The organism is Streptomyces flaveolus (assembly GCF_044765825.1).
Taxonomy (GTDB): domain Bacteria; phylum Actinomycetota; class Actinomycetes; order Streptomycetales; family Streptomycetaceae; genus Streptomyces; species Streptomyces flaveolus.
The window spans coordinates 208,552-230,688 of the sequence record NZ_JBIWKU010000013.1 but is presented as its reverse complement, the minus strand read 5'-3'; the positions used below and the strand labels follow the sequence as shown (position 1 = coordinate 230,688).

The window sequence follows — 22,137 nt, the reverse complement described above, 5'->3', positions numbered from 1 at the left end:
TGGGGTGGGCGGGGTGCAGCACGAGTGCCCGCTGGGTCAGCCGTGGGTACGCGGGCGGCCTCCCGGGTGGGGACGGGAGGCCGGGGCGCTGTGGGGGCGTGGGTCAGTGGTTGAGGCCCAGGTTGCCGAAGGCCGGGTTCAGGAGGCCGATGACGTTGACGCTGTTGCCGACCGCGTTCACCGGGATGTGGATCGGGGCCTGGACGACGTTGCCCGAGATGACACCCGGGGAGCCGATGGCCTCACCGTGGGCGTGGGAGCCGTCGGTGGCGGAGGCCATGCCCGCACCCGCGGCGATCAGCCCGCCGGCCACCATCGTCACAGCCGCTGCCTTCTTCAGGTTCTTCACTTGCTAAACCCTCCCTAGCGATTGCCGCGGCACTCGCCGCAGCACGCACTGGAGAACGGCCGGGCGCGGAGAAGGATGCGCCATGTGGGGGACATTCCCACGACGGTATGAATCTCGCACCGGAGTGGAACCCTCCGGGTTGCCGCGGCGTACCGGTCCGACAGTCAGCCGGTCACACCGTGGCGTACGGCCCACAGCGCGGCCTGCGTGCGGTCCGCGAGGTCGAGTTTCATCAGGATGTTCGAGACGTGGGTCTTCACGGTCTTCTCGGAGAGGACCAGCGCCCGGGCGATCTCCCGGTTGGACCGGCCGTCCGCTATCAGGCCCAGCACCTCGCGCTCCCGCTCCGTGAGCGATCCCCCTCGGCCCTGACCGGAGCCGCTCTCCTCCTGGGACAGGAGGGCGCCCGCGATCTCGGGCTGCAGCAGGATGTGCCCGGCGTGGACGGAGCGGATGGCGCCGGCCAGCGCGTCGGGGTCGACGTCCTTGTACACGTAGCCCGCCGCGCCCGCCCGCAGGGCCGGGACGACCGTGCGCTGCTCGGTGAAGCTGGTGACGACCAGTACGCGCGCGGGGTTGTCCAGCTCGCGGAGCCGGCGCAGCGCGTCGACGCCGTCCATGCCCGGCATCTTGACGTCCATGAGGATCACGTCGGGTTTCAGCTCCTCGGCGCGTGCGACGCCCTCGGCGCCGTCGGCGGCCTCGCCGACGACCTCGATGTCGTCCTGCACCTCCAGGAACGTGCGCAGCCCCCGGCGGACCACCTGGTGGTCGTCGACGAGCAGCACCTTGATCGCATCAGCCACCGGGAACCTCCATCTCGATCGTGGTGCCCTTGCCGGGCGCCGACTCCACGGTCAGCGTGCCGCCGGCACCGTTCGCCCGGTCCCGCATCGAGACCAGGCCCAGGTGGCGTCCCGCGCGGCGCACCGTGCGCGGGTCGAAGCCGCTGCCGTCGTCGGTGACCCGCAGCACGGCTCCGGGGCCGCGCCGGGTCAGCGTCACGTCGACGTGTTCCGCTCCGGAGTGGCGCAGCGCGTTGTGCAGCGCCTCCTGGGCGACGCGCAGCACGGCCTCCTCCTGGGCGGCGTGCAGGGCCTTCACGCCGTGGCCGGTGAAGGTCACGCGCGCGGTGTGGGCGCGGTCGAGGACCTGGATCTGGGTGCGGAGGGTGGCGACGAGTCCGTCCTCGTCCAGGGCGGCGGGGCGCAGTTCCACGACGGCGGCGCGCAGCTCGTCGGCGGCCTCGGCGGCGAGCTGCGCGACCTGCTGGAGCTCGCCCTTGGCGCGCGCGGGGTCGCGGTCGACCAGGGTGGCGGCGGCCTGGGCGGTCAGGCGCAGCGAGAACAGTTTCTGGCTGACGGCGTCGTGCAGCTCGTGGGCGAGGCGGGAGCGTTCCTCGGCGATGGTCAGCTCGCGGCTGCGCTCGTACAGGCGGGCGTTGGTGAGGGCGATCGCGGCGTGCTGGGCGAGGATGCCGAGCAGTTCCTCGTCCTCCTCGGTGAAGCCGCAGCCGCCCTGGGACTTCTCGCACGGGGGGTGTGGGGGGTGTCCCCCCTCAGGGCGCAGCTTGTTCGCCAGGAAGAGCGCGCCGATGACCTCGTCGCCGTCGCGGATCGGCAGCCCCAGGAAGTCGGCCAGGTCGGGGTGGGCGGACGGCCAGCCCTCGAAGCGGGGGTCCTTGCGGACGTCGGCGAGGCGCTCGGGCCGGGCGTCGTGCAGCATCGCGGCGAGGATGCCGTGCTGGCGGGGCAGGGGGCCGATGGCCTTCCACTGCTCGTCGCTGACGCCGTCGACCACGAACTGGGCGAAGCCGCCGTGGTCGTCGGGGACGCCGAGGGCCGCGTACTGGGCGTCGAGCAGCTCGCGGGCGGAGGCGACGATCGTCTTGAGGACGTCGCGCACCTCGAGGTGCCTGCTCATGGCCAGCAGCGCGGAACTCACCGCGGCGAGGCCGGACCGGGGGCCGTGACTCATGTCCTCACGGTACCGGCGGGCCCCGACGGCGCGGATCGGACCTGTGACGGCCGCCGCCTGGGGCGCTGGACCTAGGGCGGCGGGTGTAGGACCGGGGTCCCGTCCGGGGGCCCTAGGGCAAAGGGCCCCGCGGGGTTGCGGCCCGTGCCCGAGGCGGTGGGCGCGGCCCGGTTCCTAGGTTGAGGCCACGCCGATCAGGAGGCGCCGACGACGAGGAGACGGGTCATGCCGGTAGCGATCATCACAGGGGCGTCGAAGGGACTGGGCAGGGCGCTCGCCGAGGCCCTGGCGGAGCGGGGCTGGAATCTGGTGCTCGACGCCAGGACGCCGGAGGTGCTCGAGGGGACGGCGGCGGCGCTGGCGTCCTACGGCACGCGGGTGAGGGCGCTGCCCGGGGACGTGACGGACGCCGGGCACCGGGCGGAGCTGGTGGCGGCGGCGTGGCGGCTGGGCGGGGTGGACCTGCTGGTCAGCAACGCGAGTGCGCTGGGCGCGGAGCCGCTGGTGCGGCTGGCGGAGCTGCCGTTGGACGGGCTGCGCCGGGCGCTGGAGGTGAACACGGTGGCCGCGCTGGGTCTGGTGCAGGAGGCGCTGCCGCTGCTGCGGTCGGCCGCGTCGGGTGCGGTGATCACGGTCAGCTCGGACGCCGCCGCCGAGGCGTACGAGACGTGGGGCGGTTACGGGGCGTCCAAGGCGGCCCTGGACCAGGTGGCGGCGGTGCTGGCCGCCGAGGAGCCGGGGCTTCGGGTGTGGGCGGTCGATCCCGGGGACATGGCGACGGACCTGTACGCGGCGGCCGTACCGGACGACGACGATCCGCGCCCCGATCCGGCGGATGTCGTCCCGGCGCTGCTGCGGCTGCTGGACGAGCGGCCGGCGAGCGGGCGCTACGCGGCCCCGGCGCTGCTGGAGGGACGGCGGTGACACTGGCTCTGAAGGTGCCCGAGGAGCTGTCGGCGCGGCTGCCGGCCGAGCAGCGGGGGCCCGGGCTGGACCGGGACAACGTGCGGCTGCTGGTCTCACGGGGCACGGAGGTGTCGCACCACTCCTTCGCGGAGCTGCCGCGGCTGCTGCGGTCCGGGGACCTGCTGATCGTGAACACGTCGCCCACGCTGGCCGCGGCCGTCGACGGACGGGTGGGGGACGCGCGCGTGGTGGTGCACTTCTCCACGCGCGGGGACGACGGCCGGTGGGCGGTGGAGCTGCGGGAGCCGGACGGGCGGGGCACCACGCGCGCGCGTGCGGGAGTACAAGGTGAGGCGCCGGCCCGGGAGGGAGGCCGGCTCGCGGGAACGGAGGTGCGGCTGCCCGGCGGCGGGCGGCTGACGCTGGAGGAGCCGCTGAGTGCCCGAGGGGAGCGGCTGTGGTGGGCGCGGGTGACCGGGGCGGAGGTTCCGGCGGTGCTGCGGGAGCACGGGCGGCCCATCCGCTACTCCTATACGGAGCGGGACCAGCCGTTGTCCGTGTACCAGACGGTGTTCGCGCTGCCGTCCGCCGACGGGACGGGCAGTGCGGAGATGCCGAGCGCGGCGCGTCCCTTCACGGCGCGGCTGGTGGCGGAGCTGGTGAGCCGGGGGGTGCAGTTCGCGCCGGTGACGCTGCACACGGGGGTGGCGTCGGCGGAGGCGCACGAGCCGCCGTATCCGGAGCGGTTCCGCGTTCCGCAGGCCTCCGCCCGGCTGATCAACGCCGCGCGGGCGGGGGGCCGGCGGGTCGTGGCCGTGGGGACGACGGCCGTGCGGGCGGTGGAGTCGGCGGCCGGCGCCGACGGGGTCGTACGGGCCCGGGAGGGGTGGACCGGTCTGGTCGTCACTCCGGAGCGTGGGGTGCGGGTGGTGCACGGGCTGCTGACGGGGCTGCACGAGCCCGAGGCGTCGCATCTGCTGATGCTGGAGGCGGTGGCGGGACGTGCGGCGATCGACCGCGGGTACGAGGAGGCGGTGCGCGGGCGCTACCTCTGGCACGAGTTCGGGGACGTCCATCTCCTCCTGCCGTAGGAGGTCCCGGGAACGTCCCTCACACAATGCGTTGCTCAAGCAACCCTCAGTGAGATGACCGTGCCCTCGGTGTGAGCCCTCGCATAGGGTGCACGTCACGTACGAACGGGAGTAGGAGAACGACTCGTCCGTTTTGAGCGGGGCAGACGGTCCTGTCTGCCCCGTTTTGCCGGACCCTGATCCACTACCCGGCTTCGTACGTCACACCTTTGCCTCTCGATTTTGCGGCCGCTAAGAATTGCTCTCGTCGCTCAGCGCGGCGGGTTTCGCCCCGCAGCGTTTGTGCCCCGGATGCACCCCTGTCCCCACCGGACGAGAGCGACCTCCGCGCTACTCGAAGAGGTCTATCCCGCCATGCCCAAGAACATCCTCACCCGTGGTTATCGCCGCTCCCTGGACCGCGCCCAGAGCCTGAACCGCGCCCAGAAGACCGCGTTCGCCGGTGTCGGCGCGCTCGGCGTCACCGCCGTCGCCCTGGCCGCTTTCCCGGCCGGCGCGCAGACGACGACCACGAGCGAGGCCGCTCCGGCGGCCAAGGTGGCGTACAGCAGCCAGCACCAGCAGCAGATCAAGGACGTGCACGCCGGCGTCGCCGACCAGCTCGCCGGTGCGAGCCAGAAGGTCGCCGCCATCGAGGCGCAGAAGGAGGCGGCAGCGAAGCAGGCCGCCGCACAGCAGAAGGCGGCCGCCGAGAAGAAGGCCGCTGTGAAGAAGGCCGCCGCCCAGCGTGAGGCGAAGAAGACCGCGAGCCGGTCCGCCGACCGCGTCGAGGTCAGGCAGGTCTCCGCGAAGTCCTACCCGGACAACCTCGACGGCTGGATCCGCGAGGCCAGGTCCATCATGGCCAAGCACGACATCCCGGGCACCTACAGCGGCATCCACCGCAACATCATCCGGGAGTCCTCCGGCAACCCGAAGGCCATCAACGACTGGGACATCAACGCCATCAACGGCATCCCGTCGAAGGGCCTGCTCCAGGTCATCCCGCCGACGTTCAAGGCCTACCACGTCCCCGGTACGTCCTGGGACATCTACGACCCGGTAGCCAACATCGCCGCCGCCTGCAACTACGCCGCGGACAAGTACGGCTCCATGGACAACGTCAACAGCGCGTACTGAGGTCGGCGCGGACCTCTTCACGCCGACGCTCCGCCGAACGCCGAAGGGCGGCACCCTCCTGACGGGGTGCCGCCCTTCGGGGCGTGAGGCCGGACCTACTTGCGCATGACCTCGGGCTCGTGGCGGCGCAGGAAGCGGGCCACGAAGAAGCCGCAGATCACGCCGAGGACGATCAGCGCGGCCATGTCCAAGCCCCAGGCGCCGACGGAGTGCTCCCACAGCGGGTCCGTCCCGGTGCCCTCCTCGGGCGGGCTGATCCGGTTGAAGTCCAGCGTGGCACCGGCGGCGGCGACCGCCCAGCGGGACGGCATCAGGTACGAGAACTGGTTGACGCCGACCGCGCCGTTCAGGGCGAAGAGGCAGCCGGTGAAGACGACCTGGATGATCGCGAACATGACCAGCAGCGGCATGGTCTTCTCCGCGGTCTTCACCAGCGACGAGATGATCAGTCCGAACATCATCGAGGTGAAGCCCAGCGCCATGATCGGCAGGGAGAGCTCGATCATCGTGGCGCTGCCGAGGATCAGGCCCTCCTGCGGGATCTCCCGGCCGGCGAAGCCGATCACGCCGACCAGCAGGCCCTGGAAGACGGTGATCATGCCGAGCACGAACACCTTCGACATCAGGTAGGCGGACCGCGACAGGCCGGTCGCGCGCTCCCGCTCGTAGATGACCCGTTCCTTGATCAGCTCACGGACGGAGTTCGCGGCGCCGGCGAAGCAGGCGCCGACCGCGAGGATCAGCAGGACCGTGGTGGCGGTGCCGTTCGGGATGATCCGGCCGGTCTTCGGGTTGGCCGGGTTGGGCAGCAGGCCCTTGTCCGCGTCGATGAGCAGGCTCACCGCGCCGAGCACGGCCGGCAGGATCACCATCAGGGCGAGGAAGCCCTTGTCGGAGGCGATCACCGAGACGTAGCGGCGCACCAGGGTGACGAACTGCGACATCCAGCCCTGCGGCTTCGGCGGCCTCATCGCCTGCATCGGCGGGACCTGTACGGCCTGCGGCGCGACGGCGTCGAGGTCCGCGGCGTACATCTGGTAGTGCTGCGAGCCCTTCCAGCGGCCCGCCCAGTCGTAGTCGCGGTAGTTCTCGAAGGCGGAGAAGACGTCGGCCCAGGTGTCGTAGCCGAAGAAGTTCAGAGCCTCCTCGGGCGGGCCGAAGTAGGCGACCGAGCCGCCCGGCGCCATCACCAGCAGCTTGTCGCAGATCGCCAGCTCGGCCACCGAGTGGGTGACGACGAGGACGGTACGGCCGTCGTCGGCGAGGCCGCGCAGCAGCTGCATGACGTCGCGGTCCATGCCCGGGTCGAGGCCCGAGGTCGGCTCGTCCAGGAAGATCAGCGAGGGCTTGGTCAGCAGCTCCAGGGCGACGGACACGCGCTTGCGCTGGCCGCCGGACAGGGAGGTGACCTTCTTGTCCTTGTGGATGTCGAGCTTGAGCTCGCGCAGCACCTCGTCGATGCGGGCGTCGCGCTCCGCGCCGGTGGTGTCGGCCGGGAAGCGCAGCTTGGCCGCGTACTTCAGGGCCTTCTTGACGGTCAGCTCCTTGTGCAGGATGTCGTCCTGCGGGACCAGACCGATGCGCTGGCGCAGCTCGGCGAACTGCTTGTACAGGTTCCGGTTGTCGTAGAGGACCTCGCCCTGGTCGGCGGGCCGGTAGCCGGTGAGCGCCTTGAGCAGGGTCGACTTGCCGGAGCCGGACGGGCCGATGACCGCGATCAGCGACTTCTCGGGGACGCCGAAGGAGACGTCCTTGAGGATCTGCTTGCCGCCGTCGACGGTGACGGTCAGGTGCCGGGCGGAGAAGGACACCTCACCGGTGTCGACGAACTCCTCGAGCCGGTCCCCGACGATACGGAACGTCGAGTGGCCGACGCCCACGATGTCGGTCGGGCCGAGCAGCTGGGAGCCGCCCTTGGTGATCGGCTGGCCGTTGACGTACGTGCCGTTGTGCGAGCCGAGGTCGCGGATCTCCATGCGGCCGTCGGGCGTCGCGTGGAACTCGGCGTGGTTGCGGGAGACCTGCAGGTCGGAGACGACCAGGTCGTTCTCCAGGGCACGGCCGATGCGCATGACGCGGCTGAGCGAGAACTGGTGGAACGTGGTCGGGCTGCGGTCCCCGTAGACCGGTGGCGCCCCCGCCGCGCCGCCGGGTCCCTGCTGCTGGGGGAAGTGCGCCGCGGCCTGCTGCGGCTGCGGTGCGGACTGCTGCGGCACGGCCTGCGGCTGCTGCCAGCCGGCCTGCTGCCCGTGCTGCTGCGGCGGCTCCTGCACCGGTGCCTGCGGCGCCCAGCCCGCGTTCGCGCCCTGCGCGGCGTACGGCTGCTGCTGTGGGTGGGCCTGCGGCGTGCCGGCGGCGGACTGCCCGGCGGTCAGGCTCAGGCGCGGTCCGTCGGTCGCGTTGCCCAGGTTCACGACCGTGCCGGCGCCGAGCTCCATGTGCTGGATCCGCTGCCCGTGCACGAACGTGCCGTTGGTGCTGCCGTGATCCTCCACGACCCAACTGCGGCCGTTGAAGCTGATCGTGGCGTGGCGCCAGGAGACCCTGGCGTCGTCGAAGACGAGCTCCCCCTGCGGATCGCGCCCGAGCGCGTATGACCGGGACGGATCGAGCGTCCAGGTCCGTCCATTAGATTCCAGTACGAGTTCCGGCACTCCATGCCCCACTGAGTTGTCCCCCGAATTGCCCCCGTCGCGGGGAGTCTAGGGATGTCGAACATCGGGGGGAACTATTCCAGGCCCGGCCCCCTGACCGAAAGTCGGGCCTTGTGAAAACCGCGCAGGGGCCCACCGGCCGTTTCCGTTGACGGGGTTGAAACCTGCCCGGAGAGTGGTAATCCACGCGAGGGGGGACATGCGCGGCAACCCCGCCGCGCAGCGGATCGGGGGGTCTGCCATGAGCGCGTCCACGAGCGTCGGGAACGAGGGGTACGGCACGAGGGTGCCGTGGGCGGACGTGGTGCTGTCCGCGATCGCCTCCGTGAGCTGGGCGTTGATCGGCATGGCGGGAACGGCGGCACTGGGTCTGCGTCTGCTGGACGCCGACGCGACGGGCTCTCTGGGTCCGATGACGGCGGCGGCGGTGGCACTCGGCGCGGGTGGGTCGGTCACGCCGTCCGGCGATGTGTCCGCGTTCGGACTGAAAGGTGCCGAGGCGCACACGGCCATCGAGATCACGCCACTGGGCGTGGGTCTCGTCGGTGCGCTGCTGCTGTCGTTCTTCTTCCTGCGCTCCTTGCGGGCGGCGGGAGTTGTGGTCTCGCCCGCCGAACTCCTCGCCCGCGCGGGCGCGGTGACGGTCCTGTTCGTGGCGATGCTGGGCGGGCTCGCCTGGGCGGGGCACGACGTCGTGACGATCGACGGCGGCTCGCTCGGGCTCGACGACCTGCCCGGTGGCGGGAGCGGGGGCGTGGAGATCCCGGGGCTCGGTGATCTCGGGGACCTCGGCGGGTTGCTGCCCGACCGGATCGGTGACCTGGTCGGCGCCGAGGCCGCGGTCGGCTTCCGCGTCGAGACGGTGCCGACGCTGCTGGGGGGACTGGTCCGGTGCGTCGGGGTCCTGCTGATCGCGCTGCTGGCCTCGCGCCGCACGCCGCTGCCGCGCGGGTGCCAGGCCGTGCACCGGGTGGTGCGGCCGGCCGTGTCCGCCCTGGTCACGGTGGCGCTGACGGCGGTGGCGGCCGGGTACGCGGCGGCGGCGTACGCGGCGATCGGCGACGCTCATCCCCGGCGGATCGCGGGGGCGGCGCTGCTGGGCGCGCCGAACGGCGTCTGGCTCGGCGTGCCGATCGGCCTGTTCGTGCCGTGGGACGGGCGGGCGACGGGCGCGCTGACCCGGTTCCTGCCGGACCCGCTGGACGAGCTGCTGAGCGCCGGTGCCGACGAGCCGGTGACGCTGGGGCGGCTGGCGGAGCTGGACGGGCGGGTCTGGCTGCTGGGCGTGGCGGCGGCAACGCTGATGCTGCTGGCGGGGGTGCTGACGGCGGTCCGGACGCCGGTGGCACGCGGCCCGGGTTTCGTCGGGCGGTGTGCGCTGCGGCTGGGAGTCGCCACCGCGTTGTCGCTGCCGCTGCTGGCCCTGCTGACGGAGGTGTCCGTGGACGCCTCGCTGTCGGTGCTCGGCATCGACGCGTTCGGGGCCGGCATCGACCTGCGGGGCCATCTCGGCGCGGCGCTGCTCCTGGGCGCGGCGTGGGGCGCGGGCGCCGGGGCCGCGGGGGCGCTGCTCGCGAGGGCGAGCGGAGCGGCGGGCCGGTGGGCGACGCCTGCGGCACGGGGTGCCGCGTCGGCCGGGGCGGGGGTCGGAGGGACGGGGTTCGGAGGGGCGCCGGGGCCGTCCGGGCCGAGCGGTGCCCCGTACGGGCTTGGGGGTTCCCCGTACCGGCCGGAAGGCGCCCCGTACCGGCCGCCCGACGCGGACACCAACCCCTATCTGCGTACGCCGGACGCAGCGCGCGGACCCGAGGACGCCCGGCCCCCGGGTGCGGGAGCGGCTCCGCCGGGTGAACGGGCGTCCGAGGGCGGCGACCTGTACGGCGCCGAGACCGTGGTCGGCCCCCTGGACCCGCCTCCGCGTCCGCCCGGGCGGCCCGGGAACCGGCCGCCGTCCCGGTGGGGCGAAGGCCCGCCGCCCCCGCCGCCTCCGCCCCCGGCACCGCCACGGGGGCCGAGGGGCGGGCAGTGAGCCCGCCGCCCACGCAGGGCATGGGCGCACGGGTGCGCCGCAGTCCCGCGCTGTGGCAAGCGGCGGCCCCGGCCGGTCCCGCCGAGCCTGCCGGCGGCTGGACGGGGCGGAGGGACAGGGGGCGGAGAAGGCGCAGCGCCCGGGCGGGGCGGCGCGCCGGACGACCGCCGGGACGCAGCGCCCGGCCGGGGCGGCCCGCCGGACGACCGACCGCCGGGCGCAGCGCCCGGACCGGCAGCCGCGGCCTGCTTCGTACCGGTTCTCGTGGCCCGCGGCCGTACCGTCCCGTCATGTCCGCGCAACCCGGGCGTCGCCGAGTGTTCCGTGTCCGCCAGGCGGACCTCGTGGGCGGAAGGCACCGCGTGCCGGATACGGTGATAACACCATGAGCGCTACGCAGACCTCTGACGTTCCCACTCTCCTCGTCAAGATCTTCGGCAAGGACCGGCCGGGCATCACGGCCGGCCTGTTCGACACCCTCGCCGCCTACTCCGTCGACGTGGTCGACATCGAGCAGGTCGTCACCCGTGGCCGGATCGTGCTGTGCGCGCTCGTGACCGAGCCGCCCCGGGCGCTGGAGGGTGATCTACGGGCGACCGTCCACAGCTGGGCGGAGTCGATGAAGATGCAGGCGGAGATCATCTCGGGCATCGGTGACAACCGGCCGCGCGGCCTCGGCCGCTCCCTGGTGACCGTGCTCGGCCACCCGCTCACCGCGGAGGCGACGGCCGCCATAGCGGCCACGATCACCCGGACCGGCAGCAACATCGACCGTATCTTCCGGCTCGCCAAGTACCCCGTGACCGCGGTCGAGTTCGCGGTGTCCGGTGTCGAGACCGAGCCGCTGCGCACCGCCCTGGCGACCGAGGCGGCGGCGCTCGGTGTGGACATCGCGGTCGTCTCGGCCGGACTGCACCGGCGGGCGCAGCGCCTGGTGGTGATGGACGTGGACTCCACGCTGATCCAGGACGAGGTCATCGAGCTGTTCGCGGCGCACGCCGGCTGTGAGGACAAGGTCGCCGAGGTGACGGCGGCCGCGATGCGCGGGGAGCTGGACTTCGAGCAGTCGCTGCACGCGCGCGTGGCGCTGCTGGCGGGGCTGGACGCCTCGGTGGTGGAGAAGGTGCGCGCCGAGGTGCGGCTGACGCCGGGTGCCCGCACCCTGATCCGCACGCTGAAGCGGCTCGGCTACCAGGTGGGGGTCGTCTCCGGCGGCTTCACCCAGGTCACCGACGATCTGAAGGAGCGGCTGGGCCTGGACTTCGCCCAGGCCAACACGCTGGAGATCGTCGACGGCCGGCTCACCGGCCGGGTCACCGGGGAGATCGTGGACCGGGCGGGCAAGGCGCGGCTGCTGCGCCGGTTCGCCGCCGAGGCGGGCGTACCGCTGGCGCAGACCGTGGCGATCGGGGACGGCGCCAACGACCTGGACATGCTGAACGCGGCCGGGCTCGGGGTCGCCTTCAACGCCAAGCCGGTGGTGCGCGAGGCGGCGCACACCGCGGTGAACGTGCCGTTCCTGGACACGGTCCTGTATCTGCTCGGCATCACCCGCGAAGAGGTCGAGGCGGCGGACACCCTGGACGAGGACCTCCCCGACGGCCTGGACCTGCCCTGACCCGCGAGGGCCTCGACCTGCCCCGACTCGCCGCCGGTACGAGGAGGGCCCGGACCGCACGGGTACCCGGGCCCTGCCGCGTCGGGTCGGGTCAGTCGGTCGGCGCCCAGTAGTCGACCAGCGAGGCCACGCCCGGTTCCAGGGTCTTCCAGGAGCCGGTGAAGGACAGGACGGCGAAGGCGGCGGCCGGGAAGCCGCGGCGGCCCATCCGCTCACGGACGTCGTCCTCGGCCGAGCCGGCCAGGATCTCGGTGAGCCCCTCCATGGCCGGGTTGTGGCCGATCACGAGCACGTTCCGCAGGTCGTCGGGAGTCTCGTTGAGCACGGCGATCAGCTCGCCGGGCGAGGCCTCGTAGATCCGCTCCTCGTAGACGGTTTTCGGCCGGTGCGGGAACTCCGCGACGGCGAGCTTCCAGGTCTCGCGGGTCCGCACGGAGGTGGAGCACAGGGCCTGATCGACGGGGATACCGGTGTCGGCGAGCCTGCGTCCGGCCTCTGCGGCCTCCTTTCGGCCTCGATCGGCGAGCGGCCGCTCGTGGTCGGACACCTGTGGCCAGTCGGCTTTCGCATGCCGGAAGAGGATGATCCTGCGAGATTCTGCGACGCTCATGGCATCCAGCTTCGCATGAAACAGGCCACGGGGCGCAGGGAGTTGACATGCGGATTCACCGGGGGAACGCACGACCGGACGTCACCGCCGGCCGGCCGCCTGCCTCGGCCCCGCCGTGCGGCGTCAGCGGGCGCTCAGGTGCTGCACCCGCTCCAGGAGGTGCGCGATCACCGGCTCGCCGCCGGCCGCGTGGGCGTCCGAGGGATTGAGCATCAGCAGGAGCAGCGTGACGAAAGCGAGCGCGGGCAGGGCGAGCGCCCACCAGGGCAGCCGCATCTCGGCGCGGCCCCGGGTCGCCGGGTGGGTCCGGGTGTAGGTAGGGGCCGACATGAGTGCCTCCGCTGGTCTTCGGACGTCCCTGGTCCGTGCTCCGCGATCCGCCTGGCGCGGTCACCTCTCGAAGCTACGGAATCCGAGGGGCCCGGCCCATCCGGAGGCCCACCCACTTGACCCTGACCCCTGCCCCCTAGGGGACGGGGGGTTAACCCCACCCCCGGCCGGTCACGGCGAGGCGATCGTCGCGACGATGCCGATGATCACGAAGATCGCGAGGATGGCGCCGAAGACGAGCAGCAACTTCTTCTGGCTGTTCTGGGGGTTCGGGTCCAGGACTGGCATGCGGCCAGTCTCCCATCCCGGTCCCGCGCCGAGGTCGGCGGGCCGGGATCAGCGGGCCGGAGTCGGCTGGCTGGAGTCGGCTGGCCGGAGTCGGCTGGCCGGGATCAGCGGGCCGCCTCCTCCTCCACGGTGCGGTCGCGCCCCGCGAGGACGCCCACCACCATCTGCGGCACCATCAGGGCGGCCATCAACGCGATCGGCAGGCCCCAGCCGCCGCTGTGCTGGTAGAGCACGCCGACAAGGAGCGGCCCCGGGATGGAGATCAGGTAGCCGGTGCTCTGCGCGAAGGCGGACAGCTGGGCGACGCCCGCGCCCGTCCTGGCCCGCATCCCGACCATGGTCAGGGCGAGCGGGAAGGCGCAGTTGGAGATGCCGAGCAGCAGCGCCCAGACCCAGGCACCGCCGGCCGGGGCCAGGTACAGCCCGGCGTATCCGGCGAGCCCGCACAGGCCCAGGACCACCACGATCGGGCCCTGCTGGGGCAGGCGGGTGGCGACGCGCGGGATGACGAAGGCCAGCGGCACGCCCATCACCATGATGACGGCCAGCAGCAGGCCGGCGGTGCCGGCGGACACCCCGGCGTCCCGGAAGATCTGCGCCGCCCAGCCCATCGTGACGTAGGCGGCGGTGGCCTGGAGGCCGAAGAAGACGGCGAGTGCCCAGGCGGTACGGCTGCGGGTGATCCGCAGGGCGGGCTGCTCGGCCGGTCCGTCCGTGCCCGCGGGGGCGTCGGTGGGGGTCTCCTGGGCGGAGGGCGCCTTCCGGTTCCGTACGAACGGAATCCACGGCAGGACGGCCGCCGCCGCCAGCGCGGCCCACACCGCGAGGCCGGGCTGCCAGTCGCCGCCCAGCGCGTTCGTGACGGGCACGGTCGCCGCGGCGGCGATCGAGGTGCCGAAGGCGAGGGCCATCGAGTACAGGCCGGTCATGGAGCCGACCCGGTCGGGGAAGAAGCGCTTGACGATGACCGGCATCAGGACGTTGCTGACCGCGATGCCCATCAGCGCGAGGGCGCTGGCGGCCAGGAAGCCGGCCGTGCCGCCGGCGTACGGGCGTATCAGGAGGCCCGCGGTGATGGCGACCATGCCCGCGCACACCACCGCGCCGGGCCCGAAGCGTCGGGCGAGGCGGGGGGCGGTGACCCCGAAGACGGCGAAGCAGAGCGGCGGGACCGAGGTGAGCAGCCCGGCCACGCTGCCGCTCATGCCGAGTCCGTCGCGGACCTCTTCCAGGAGCGCGCCCAGGCTGGTGATGGCCGGGCGGAGGTTGAGCGCGGCGAGGACGATGCCCAGCATGAGCAGGCGGGTCGTCCACGTCGTCCACGCGCGCGTGCCGGGCTGTCCGGGCCCCGCGGATGCGTCGGGTCCCCGGGCGTCGCGTGCTGCCGACTCGCCGACGGTCGTGGAGTTCAGCGTCCGGGTTTCCTCACTAGCCATGAGGCCCATCATAGAATCATGGGATGATTGGTTGTCCACCTGCGGCTGTCCGCCGCGGGATCGCGTGCGAAGGTGAGCCATGCCCCTGAGCCATCCCCGTCGTTCGGCACTGTCCGAGCAGGTCATCACGGCGTTGCGGCAGCAGATCGCCTCGGGCGAGTGGCCGGTCGGCTCCCGCATCCCGACGGAGCCCGAGCTCGTCGAACAGCTCGGTGTCGCCCGGAACACGGTCCGTGAGGCGGTCCGTGCCCTGGCCCACAACGGGCTGCTGGACATCCGCCAGGGATCCGGCACCTACGTGGTGGCGACCAGTGAGCTGGCGGGCGTGATGCACCGCCGCTTCGCCGACGCCGACCCCCGGCACATCGCCGAGCTCCGCTCCACGCTGGAGTCGTCGGCGGCCAGGCTCGCGGCCGAGCGGCGCACGGAGAAGGACCTCAAGCAGCTCGACGCGCTCCTGGTGCGCCGGGAGGAGGCGTGGGAGTCGGGCGACACGGAGGCGTTCGTGGCGGCGGACGCGACCTTCCACCTGGCCGTCGTGGCGGCCTCGCACAACGACGTGATGACCGCGATGTACGCGGACCTCGGCGAGGTGATGCGGGACTGGCTGCGCGAGGACGTGGGCAGCGAGCTGACGCCGGAGACGCACATGGACCACACGCGGCTGGTCGACGCCATCCGCGCGTCGGACGCGGCGACGGCCGGCCAGGAGGCGGCGGGCTATCCGTTCCTGTGCCGCCCGGGCCGGGTGGGTACGCCCGCCGGTGACGCCGCCACGCCTGCCGCCGGTGCCGGAGGCCTCAGCTTGCCCGGCGGTGGCTGACCCACGCCGTCTGTACGTCCTTCCAGCACCGTCCGTCCAGCCGTACGGTCTGCGCGGGACCGGCCTCGACCGCCGGTCCGTCGCTGTCGAGGTCCCACCAGCGGGCGCACTCGATGTGCAGGCGCACCTCGTCGGTGTCCGGGTACGGGTTGTGGCAGGAGGCGGTCACGCCGGAGCCGTCGACGCGGATCCGGCACGCGGCACCGAACGGCTCGGCGGGCGCCGTGTCCCGGTCGGGCACGCGCGCGTGGGACATCGCTTCGCACGGCAGGAGCAGCACCCAGGCGAGGGCGACGGTCGCTGAGGCCAGGCGGTGGAGTGGACGCACAAGAGGACCTCCTCGGCCGGGCCGGCGAGGGAAAGCGTGTGGGGGACTCGTCCTCAGCGTGCGCCGCCGGCCGCCCTGCCGCCCCGCCGATTCAGCCGAACGGGTGACAACGCGAAGGGCCCGCGCCCCGGAGGGGACGCGGACCCTTCGAGGGCGCTCGGTCAGGCACCGACGGCGTGCAGTCCGCCGTCGACGTGGACGATCTCGCCCGTGGTCTTCGGGAACCAGTCGCTCAGCAGCGCGACGACACCCTTGCCGGCCGGCTCCGGGTCCTTGAGGTCCCACTCCAGCGGCGCGCGGTTGTCCCACACAGAGGCCAGCTCGGCGAAGCCCGGGATGGACTTGGCGGCCATGGAGCCGATCGGACCGGCCGAGACCAGGTTGCAGCGGATGTTCTGCTTGCCGAGGTCACGGGCCATGTACCGGCTGGTGGCCTCCAGGGCGGCCTTGGCCGGGCCCATCCAGTCGTACTGCGGCCAGGCGTACTGGGCGTCGAAGGTGAGGCCGACGACCGAGCCACCGTTCTGCATCAGCGGCAGGCAGGCCATGGTCAGCGACTTCAGGGAGTACGCCGAGACGTGCATGGCGGTGGCGACCGACTCGAACGGCGTGTTCAGGAAGTTGCCGCCGAGCGCGTCCTGGGGCGCGAAGCCGATGGAGTGCACGACGCCGTCCAGGCCGCCGAGCTCCTCGCCGACGACGTCGGCCAGGCGGCCGAGGTGCTCGTCGTTGGTGACGTCGAGCTCGATGACCTTGGTGGGCTTCGGCAGCTTCTTGGCGATGCGCTCGGTCAGCGTCGGCCGCGGGAACGCGGTCAGGATGATCTCGGCGCCCTGCTCCTGGGCCAGCTTGGCGGTGTGGAAGGCGATGGAGGACTCCATCAGCACACCGGTGATCAGGACGCGCTTGCCCTCGAGAATTCCGCTCATGGTGTTCAGTGACCCATTCCCAGTCCGCCGTCAACGGGGATGACGGCTCCAGTGATGTACGACGCGTCGTCCGAGGCGAGGAACCGCACCGTCGCGGCGATCTCCTCCGGCCGCGCGTACCGGCCGAGCGGCACCTGCGACACGATGCCGGCCCGCTGCTCGTCGGTGAGCACCTTGGTCATGTCGGTGTCGACGAAGCCGGGGGCGACGACGTTGAAGGTGATGTTGCGCGACCCCAGCTCGCGGGCGAGGGACCGGGCGAAGCCGACCAGGCCGGCCTTGGAGGCGGCGTAGTTCGCCTGCCCCGCGGAGCCGAGCAGTCCGACCACCGACGAGATCAGCACGACGCGGCCCTTCTTGGCGCGCAGCATGCCGCGGTTGGCACGCTTGACGACCCGGAAGGTGCCGGTGAGGTTGGTGTCGAGGACGGACGTGAAGTCCTCCTCGGACATGCGCATCAGCAGCTGGTCCTTGGTGACGCCGGCGTTGGCGACCAGGACCTCGACGGTGCCGTGCGCTTCCTCGATCTCCTTGTAGGCCTGCTCCACCTGCTCGCTGTCGGTGATGTCGCACTTGACGGCGAGAAAGCCCTCCGGCGGCTCACCCGAGCGGTACGTGATCGCGACCTTGTCGCCGGCGTCGGCGAAAGCGCGGGCGATGGCGAGGCCGATGCCCCGGTTACCTCCGGTGACGAGAACCGAGCGGCTCAACGGATCACCCTTTCAATTGCGGTCTGGTGTCCGCCCGACACCCGGTCGACAGGCGGCGATGACAGGCGGCTTCCTCGAAAACCTATCGGTCCCCGCCCGCTCCCGGGGACTCGGGCACCCACAGTGGCTTACGGCACTCACTGTCGGGTCCCTACAGAAAGGCGCCGGCTCCGGGCGGAAAGGTGTGGTCCCCGTACCGGCCGACGCGACATGATGCGGCGCAGCCCCGGTACCGCCGCGGACGACCGGTCACCGTCGACAGAAAGAGACGCAGGTGCCTCATAGCATCGACGAAGCCTTCACGGCACTCCCCCTACGCGCCCTCGCCGACGCCGCGCTCGCCCGCGCGCGCTCGCTGGGCGCCGAGCACGCGGACTTCCGGCTGGAGCGGGTGCGCAGCGCCTCCTGGCGGCTGAGGGACGCCAAGCCCGCCGGGTCGTCGGACACCACCGACCTCGGATACGCGGTGCGCGTGGTGCACGGCGGGACGTGGGGTTTCGCGTCCGGTGTGGATCTCACGCTCGACGCCGCCGCCAAGGTCGCCTCGCAGGCGGTGGCGATGGCGAAGCTGTCCGCGCAGGTCATCAAGGCGGCGGGGTCGGACGAGCGGGTGGAGCTGGCCGACGAGCCCGTGCACGCCGAGCGGACGTGGATCTCGTCGTACGAGATCGACCCCTTCACCGTGCCCGGCGAGGAGAAGGCCGCCCTGCTGGCCGACTGGAGCGCGCGGCTGCTGGCGGCCGACGGGGTCGACCACGTCGACGCCTCGCTGCTCACCGTCCACGAGAACAAGTTCTACGCCGACAGCGCGGGGACCGTGACCACGCAGCAGCGTGTGCGGCTGCACCCGGTGCTCACGGCCGTGGCGGTGGACGACTCCAGCGGCGAGTTCGACTCCATGCGCACCCTCGCGCCGCCCGCCGGACGCGGCTGGGAGTACCTGACGGGCACCGGCTGGGACTGGGACGCCGAACTGGCCGAGATCCCCGGGCTGCTGGCCGAGAAGATGCGCGCGCCGAGCGTGGATCCGGGCCTGTACGACCTGGTCGTCGACCCGTCCAACCTGTGGCTGACGATCCACGAGTCCATCGGGCACGCCACCGAGCTGGACCGTGCCCTCGGTTACGAGGCCGCCTACGCCGGCACCTCCTTCGCCACCTTCGACCAGCTCGGCAAGCTGCGCTACGGCTCGGAGCTGATGAACGTCACCGGCGACCGCACCGCCGAGCACGGGCTGGCGACCGTCGGGTACGACGACGAGGGCGTCGAGGCCCAGTCCTGGGACCTGGTGAAGGACGGCACGCTGGTCGGCTACCAGCTCGACCGGCGCATCGCGAAGCTCACCGGGTTCGAGCAGTCCAACGGGTGCGCCTACGCCGACTCCCCCGGCCACGTGCCGGTGCAGCGGATGGCCAACGTGTCGCTGCGGCCGGATCCGGGCGGGCTGTCGACGGAGGACCTGATCGGGGGCGTGGACCGGGGCATTTACGTCGTCGGGGACCGGTCGTGGTCCATCGACATGCAGCGTTACAACTTCCAGTTCACCGGTCAGCGGTTCTTCCGCATCGAGAACGGGCGTCTCGCCGGGCAGCTGCGGGACGTGGCCTACCAGGCGACGACCACCGACTTCTGGGGGTCCATGGCGGCCGTCGGCGGTCCGCAGACGTACGTCCTGGGCGGCGCGTTCAACTGCGGCAAGGCCCAGCCGGGACAGGTCGCGGCCGTCTCCCACGGTTGCCCGTCCGCCCTCTTCAGGGGAGTCAACATTCTGAACACCACGCAGGAGGCGGGGCGATGAGCGCGCGCACGAACAGGCCGCACGAGATCGTCGAGCGGGCGCTGGAGCTGTCCCGGGCGGACGGGTGCGTGGTCATCGCCGACGAGGAGTCCACCGCCAACCTGCGCTGGGCGGGCAACGCGCTCACCACCAACGGCGTCACGCGCGGGCGCACGCTCACCGTCGTCGCGACCGTCGACGGGCAGCAGGGCACGGCGTCCGGGGTGGTGTCGCGCTCGGCGGTGACCGTGGACGAGCTGGAGTCGCTGGTGCGTGCCGCCGAGGCCGCCGCGCGCGGCGCCGGACCCGCCGAGGACGCGCAGCCGCTGGTCACGGGCGTGCCCACCTCGCCCGACTTCACCGACGCGCCCGCCGAGACGTCGTCGGCCGTGTTCGCCGACTTCGCGCCGGCCCTGGGCGAGGCGTTCGCCCGCGCGCGTACGGGCGGCCGGGAGCTGTACGGCTTCGCCCGCCACGAGCTGACGTCGACGTACCTGGGTACGTCCACGGGTCTGCGGCTGCGGCACGACCAGCCCACCGGGACGCTGGAGCTGAACGCCAAGTCCCCGGACCGCACCCGGTCGGCGTGGGCGGGGCGTTCCACGCGGGACTTCAAGGACGTCGACCCGGCGGCGCTCGACGCCGAGCTGGCCGTACGGCTCGGCTGGGCGGAGCGCCGGGTGGAGCTGCCCGCCGGCCGGTACGAGACGCTGCTGCCGCCGACCGCGGTCGCCGACCTGCTGATCTACCAGCTGTGGTCGGCCTCGGGCCGGGACGCCGCCGAGGGCCGCACCGTGTTCTCGACGCCGGGCGGCGGCACGCGCGTCGGCGAGCGGCTCGGCGAGCTGCCGCTGACGCTGCGCAGCGACCCGCACGAGCCGGGTCTGGAGAGCGCGCCGTTCGTGATCGCGCACTCCTCCGGCGGCGACCAGTCGGTGTTCGACAACGGGCTGCCGGTGGCGGCGACGGACTGGATCCGCGCGGGTGAGCTGAACCGGCTGACCACCACCCGGCACAGTGCCGGACTGACCGGGCTGCCGGTCGCCCCGGCGATCGACAACCTCGTCCTGGAGGGCGGCTCCGGCCGCTCCCTGGAGGAGATGGTCGCCGGCACCGGGCGGGGGCTGCTGCTGACCTGCCTGTGGTACATCCGCGAGGTCGACCCGGCGACGCTGCTGCTGACCGGCCTGACCCGGGACGGCGTCTATCTCGTCGAGGACGGCGAGGTCGTCGGCGAGGTGAACAACTTCCGCTTCAACGAGTCGCCGGTCTCGCTGCTGGGCCGGGCCACGGAGGCCGGGCGCACGGAGAAGACGCTGCCCAGGGAGTGGGGCGACTGGTTCACCAGGGCCGCGATGCCCGCGCTGAGGGTGCCGGACTTCAATATGAGCTCCGTCAGCCAGGGCGTATAACCTCGTACCTGATTACGAGCCCACCCGAGGAGACAAGAGAACCGTGACGGACATCGTCGACGAGCTGAAGTGGCGTGGCGTGATCGCCCTGTCCACTGACGAGGACGCTTTGCGCAAGGCGCTCGCGGACGGTCCCGTCACGTTCTATTGCGGCTTCGACCCGACCGCGGCCAGCCTGCACGTCGGCCACCTGGTGCAGGTGCTCACCATGCGCCGGCTCCAGCGGGCGGGCCTGCGCCCGCTGGCCCTGGTCGGCGGCGCCACGGGCCAGATCGGCGACCCCCGCCCCACGGCGGAGCGCACGCTGAACGACCCGGAGACGGTCGCGAACTGGGTGACCCGGCTGCGCGGGCAGATCGAGCCGTTCCTGTCCTTCGAGGGCGACAACGCCGCGGTGATGGTGAACAACCTGGACTGGACGGCCGGCATGTCGGCCATCGAGTTCCTGCGCGACATCGGCAAGCACTTCCGCGTCAACAAGATGCTGACGAAGGACTCGGTCGCGCGGCGGCTGGAGTCGGCCGAGGGCATCAGCTACACGGAGTTCAGCTACCAGCTGCTGCAGGGCCTGGACTTCCTGGAGCTGTACCGGCGGCACGGCTGCACGCTCCAGCAGGGCGGCAGCGACCAGTGGGGCAATCTCACGGCGGGCCTGGACCTGATCCACAGGCTGGAGCCGCACGCCGAGGTGCACGCGCTGGCGACCCCGCTGATGACCAAGGCGGACGGCACCAAGTTCGGCAAGACCGAGGGTGGCGCCGTCTGGCTCGACCCGGAGATGACGACGCCGTACGCGTTCTACCAGTTCTGGCTGAACGCGGACGACCGGGACATCTCGAACTACCTGCGGATCCTGTCCTTCAAGTCCCGTGAGGAGCTGGAGGAGCTGGAGAAGCAGACGCAGGAGCGTCCGCAGGCCCGGGCCGCGCAGCGCGCGCTGGCGGAGGAGCTGACGACGCTGGTGCACGGTGCCGACCAGACGGCCGCGGTGATCGCCGCGTCCAAGGCCCTCTTCGGCCAGGGCGATCTGGCCGGGCTGGACGACCGGACGCTGGCCGCGGCCCTCTCCGAGCTGCCGCACCTGAAGGTCGCCGAGCTGGGCCCGGTCGTGGACCTGTTCGCCGAGGTCGGACTGGTGGCCAGCAAGTCCGCCGCGCGCCGCACGGTCAAGGAGGGCGGCGCCTACGTGAACAACGTCAAGGTCGCCGGCGAGGACGCCGTCCCCGCCGCGGAGGACCTGCTGCACGGGCGCTGGCTGGTGCTGCGCCGCGGCAAGAAGAACCTGGCCGCGGTGGAGGTCACCGGCGCCTGAGCGCGTACGAGGGGCGGTTCGCGGTGCCTCGCGGCGACCGTGGGCCGCCCCTTCGCCGTACGCGTCAGGCGCGTTCCCGCCGCCTGTTGCCCCGCACCGCCATGTAGGCGGCGTCGCCGAGGGCGACGATGATGATCGCGGCCACCAGCTGGAACAGGTGGCGCCACCAGTCGATGCCGCGGGTCGCCTCGACGCCGACCGCGCGGGCGATCGCGTTGCCGGCGATGGCACCGAGCATGCCGAAGATGGTGGTCAGCCACAGGGGGCTGTGCTGCTTTCCCGGAATGATCGCCTTGGCGATCAGACCGAGCACGAATCCGACGATGATCGCCCACAACCAGCCCATGGCTGCCTCCCTCATTCGGCTCCAGGTGAGCATTGCCGCCAGTCTTCGGCCGTACCGCGAACGGCGCACGCCGGGTACGGCCGAACGGGGCAT

Annotated in this window: 21 protein-coding genes; 9 read left to right on the top strand and 12 right to left on the bottom strand. The window is 72.4% G+C overall.

Going from position 1 to position 22,137, the window contains the following annotated elements; translation table 11 throughout:
- Positions 1-103: 103 nt before the first annotated feature.
- The 3 genes from chpE to ACIRG6_RS32380 all read right to left on the bottom strand — a co-directional run bounded on the left by chpE (position 104) and on the right by ACIRG6_RS32380 (position 2,326).
- On the bottom strand, positions 104-349 hold the full coding sequence (gene chpE / locus ACIRG6_RS32390) for a chaplin ChpE (protein ID WP_189228521.1): 246 nt from the start codon (positions 347-349) through the stop codon (positions 104-106).
- A 164-nt stretch (positions 350-513) separates the two neighbouring features.
- On the bottom strand, positions 514-1,155 hold the full coding sequence (locus tag ACIRG6_RS32385) for a response regulator (protein ID WP_403325224.1): 642 nt from the start codon (positions 1,153-1,155) through the stop codon (positions 514-516).
- Positions 1,148-2,326, bottom strand: coding sequence for a GAF domain-containing sensor histidine kinase (locus tag ACIRG6_RS32380; protein ID WP_364686664.1), 1,179 nt, complete (start codon positions 2,324-2,326; stop codon positions 1,148-1,150). Before ACIRG6_RS32380 ends, ACIRG6_RS32385 begins: the two co-directional genes overlap by 8 nt.
- Positions 2,327-2,551: 225 nt before the next feature.
- Between ACIRG6_RS32380 and ACIRG6_RS32375 the strand changes: the two genes are divergently transcribed.
- The 3 genes from ACIRG6_RS32375 (at position 2,552) to ACIRG6_RS32365 (ending at position 5,442) form a co-directional block, all read left to right on the top strand.
- Positions 2,552-3,250, top strand: coding sequence for an SDR family NAD(P)-dependent oxidoreductase (locus ACIRG6_RS32375; RefSeq protein ID WP_364682914.1), 699 nt, complete (start codon positions 2,552-2,554; stop codon positions 3,248-3,250).
- Positions 3,247-4,323, top strand: coding sequence for an S-adenosylmethionine:tRNA ribosyltransferase-isomerase (locus tag ACIRG6_RS32370; protein WP_403325221.1), 1,077 nt, complete (start codon positions 3,247-3,249; stop codon positions 4,321-4,323). Before ACIRG6_RS32375 ends, ACIRG6_RS32370 begins: the two co-directional genes overlap by 4 nt.
- A gap of 354 nt (positions 4,324-4,677) precedes the next feature.
- Positions 4,678-5,442 (top strand): transglycosylase SLT domain-containing protein, encoded by a 765-nt coding sequence (locus ACIRG6_RS32365; protein WP_351140446.1) that lies wholly within the window; start codon positions 4,678-4,680, stop codon positions 5,440-5,442.
- 95 nt (positions 5,443-5,537) lie between these two features.
- Here ACIRG6_RS32365 and ACIRG6_RS32360 read toward each other — a convergent pair whose 3' ends face one another.
- Complete coding sequence (locus ACIRG6_RS32360) at positions 5,538-8,096, bottom strand: ABC transporter ATP-binding protein/permease (RefSeq protein WP_403325219.1); 2,559 nt, start codon at positions 8,094-8,096, stop codon at positions 5,538-5,540.
- A gap of 241 nt (positions 8,097-8,337) precedes the next feature.
- Here ACIRG6_RS32360 and ACIRG6_RS32355 point away from each other — a divergent pair, with 241 nt between their 5' ends.
- Both ACIRG6_RS32355 and serB read left to right on the top strand, forming a co-directional pair.
- Positions 8,338-10,125 (top strand): streptophobe family protein, encoded by a 1,788-nt coding sequence (locus tag ACIRG6_RS32355; RefSeq protein ID WP_403325217.1) that lies wholly within the window; start codon positions 8,338-8,340, stop codon positions 10,123-10,125.
- 385 nt (positions 10,126-10,510) lie between these two features.
- Positions 10,511-11,743, top strand: coding sequence for a phosphoserine phosphatase SerB (gene serB / locus ACIRG6_RS32350; RefSeq protein ID WP_239771082.1), 1,233 nt, complete (start codon positions 10,511-10,513; stop codon positions 11,741-11,743).
- Positions 11,744-11,834: 91 nt separating this feature from the next.
- Here the strand turns inward: serB and ACIRG6_RS32345 are convergent, their stop codons facing one another.
- From ACIRG6_RS32345 to ACIRG6_RS32330, 4 genes are all read right to left on the bottom strand, one after another.
- Positions 11,835-12,353, bottom strand: a complete 519-nt coding sequence (locus tag ACIRG6_RS32345) for a SixA phosphatase family protein (protein WP_364682925.1) — start codon at positions 12,351-12,353, stop codon at positions 11,835-11,837.
- 123 nt (positions 12,354-12,476) lie between these two features.
- The gene (locus ACIRG6_RS32340) at positions 12,477-12,683 is read right to left on the bottom strand and encodes a hypothetical protein (RefSeq protein ID WP_403325214.1); all 207 of its coding nucleotides are present in this window, start codon (positions 12,681-12,683) and stop codon (positions 12,477-12,479) included.
- A gap of 171 nt (positions 12,684-12,854) precedes the next feature.
- The gene (locus tag ACIRG6_RS32335) at positions 12,855-12,971 is read right to left on the bottom strand and encodes an SGM_5486 family transporter-associated protein (protein WP_254718829.1); all 117 of its coding nucleotides are present in this window, start codon (positions 12,969-12,971) and stop codon (positions 12,855-12,857) included.
- A 104-nt stretch (positions 12,972-13,075) separates the two neighbouring features.
- Positions 13,076-14,407: a CynX/NimT family MFS transporter gene (locus tag ACIRG6_RS32330; protein ID WP_391985363.1), complete on the bottom strand. Its 1,332-nt coding sequence runs from the start codon at positions 14,405-14,407 to the stop codon at positions 13,076-13,078.
- Between the two features lie 79 nt (positions 14,408-14,486).
- Here ACIRG6_RS32330 and ACIRG6_RS32325 point away from each other — a divergent pair, with 79 nt between their 5' ends.
- On the top strand, positions 14,487-15,230 hold the full coding sequence (locus ACIRG6_RS32325; RefSeq protein ID WP_318217989.1) for a FadR/GntR family transcriptional regulator: 744 nt from the start codon (positions 14,487-14,489) through the stop codon (positions 15,228-15,230).
- On the opposite strand, the gene ACIRG6_RS32320 is transcribed toward ACIRG6_RS32325, so the two are convergent.
- The 3 genes from ACIRG6_RS32320 to fabG form a co-directional block, all read right to left on the bottom strand.
- Positions 15,208-15,558: a hypothetical protein gene (locus ACIRG6_RS32320; RefSeq protein WP_403325211.1), complete on the bottom strand. Its 351-nt coding sequence runs from the start codon at positions 15,556-15,558 to the stop codon at positions 15,208-15,210. The genes ACIRG6_RS32325 and ACIRG6_RS32320 overlap by 23 nt on opposite strands.
- 161 nt (positions 15,559-15,719) lie before the next feature.
- The gene (gene fabI / locus ACIRG6_RS32315) at positions 15,720-16,487 is read right to left on the bottom strand and encodes an enoyl-ACP reductase FabI (protein ID WP_350725015.1); all 768 of its coding nucleotides are present in this window, start codon (positions 16,485-16,487) and stop codon (positions 15,720-15,722) included.
- A gap of 5 nt (positions 16,488-16,492) precedes the next feature.
- Entirely contained in the window at positions 16,493-17,197 is a 705-nt protein-coding gene (gene fabG, locus ACIRG6_RS32310; protein WP_318217992.1) for a 3-oxoacyl-[acyl-carrier-protein] reductase, read from the bottom strand.
- Between the two features lie 274 nt (positions 17,198-17,471).
- On the opposite strand from fabG, the gene ACIRG6_RS32305 reads away from it, so the two are divergent.
- The 3 genes from ACIRG6_RS32305 to tyrS are packed head-to-tail and all read left to right on the top strand — an operon-like array spanning position 17,472 to position 21,698.
- Positions 17,472-18,995 carry a TldD/PmbA family protein gene (locus ACIRG6_RS32305; RefSeq protein ID WP_403325209.1) on the top strand — a complete coding sequence of 508 codons (1,524 nt, stop codon included), beginning with the start codon at positions 17,472-17,474 and terminating at the stop codon, positions 18,993-18,995.
- On the top strand, positions 18,992-20,386 hold the full coding sequence (locus ACIRG6_RS32300) for a metallopeptidase TldD-related protein (protein WP_364682936.1): 1,395 nt from the start codon (positions 18,992-18,994) through the stop codon (positions 20,384-20,386). The genes ACIRG6_RS32305 and ACIRG6_RS32300 overlap by 4 nt, the downstream gene beginning before the upstream one ends.
- Before the next feature lie 43 nt (positions 20,387-20,429).
- Positions 20,430-21,698, top strand: coding sequence for a tyrosine--tRNA ligase (gene tyrS / locus ACIRG6_RS32295; protein ID WP_381687109.1), 1,269 nt, complete (start codon positions 20,430-20,432; stop codon positions 21,696-21,698).
- Between the two features lie 64 nt (positions 21,699-21,762).
- Here the strand turns inward: tyrS and ACIRG6_RS32290 are convergent, their stop codons facing one another.
- Positions 21,763-22,044 (bottom strand): GlsB/YeaQ/YmgE family stress response membrane protein, encoded by a 282-nt coding sequence (locus ACIRG6_RS32290; protein WP_318217996.1) that lies wholly within the window; start codon positions 22,042-22,044, stop codon positions 21,763-21,765.
- Between the last annotated feature and the right edge of the window lie 93 nt (positions 22,045-22,137).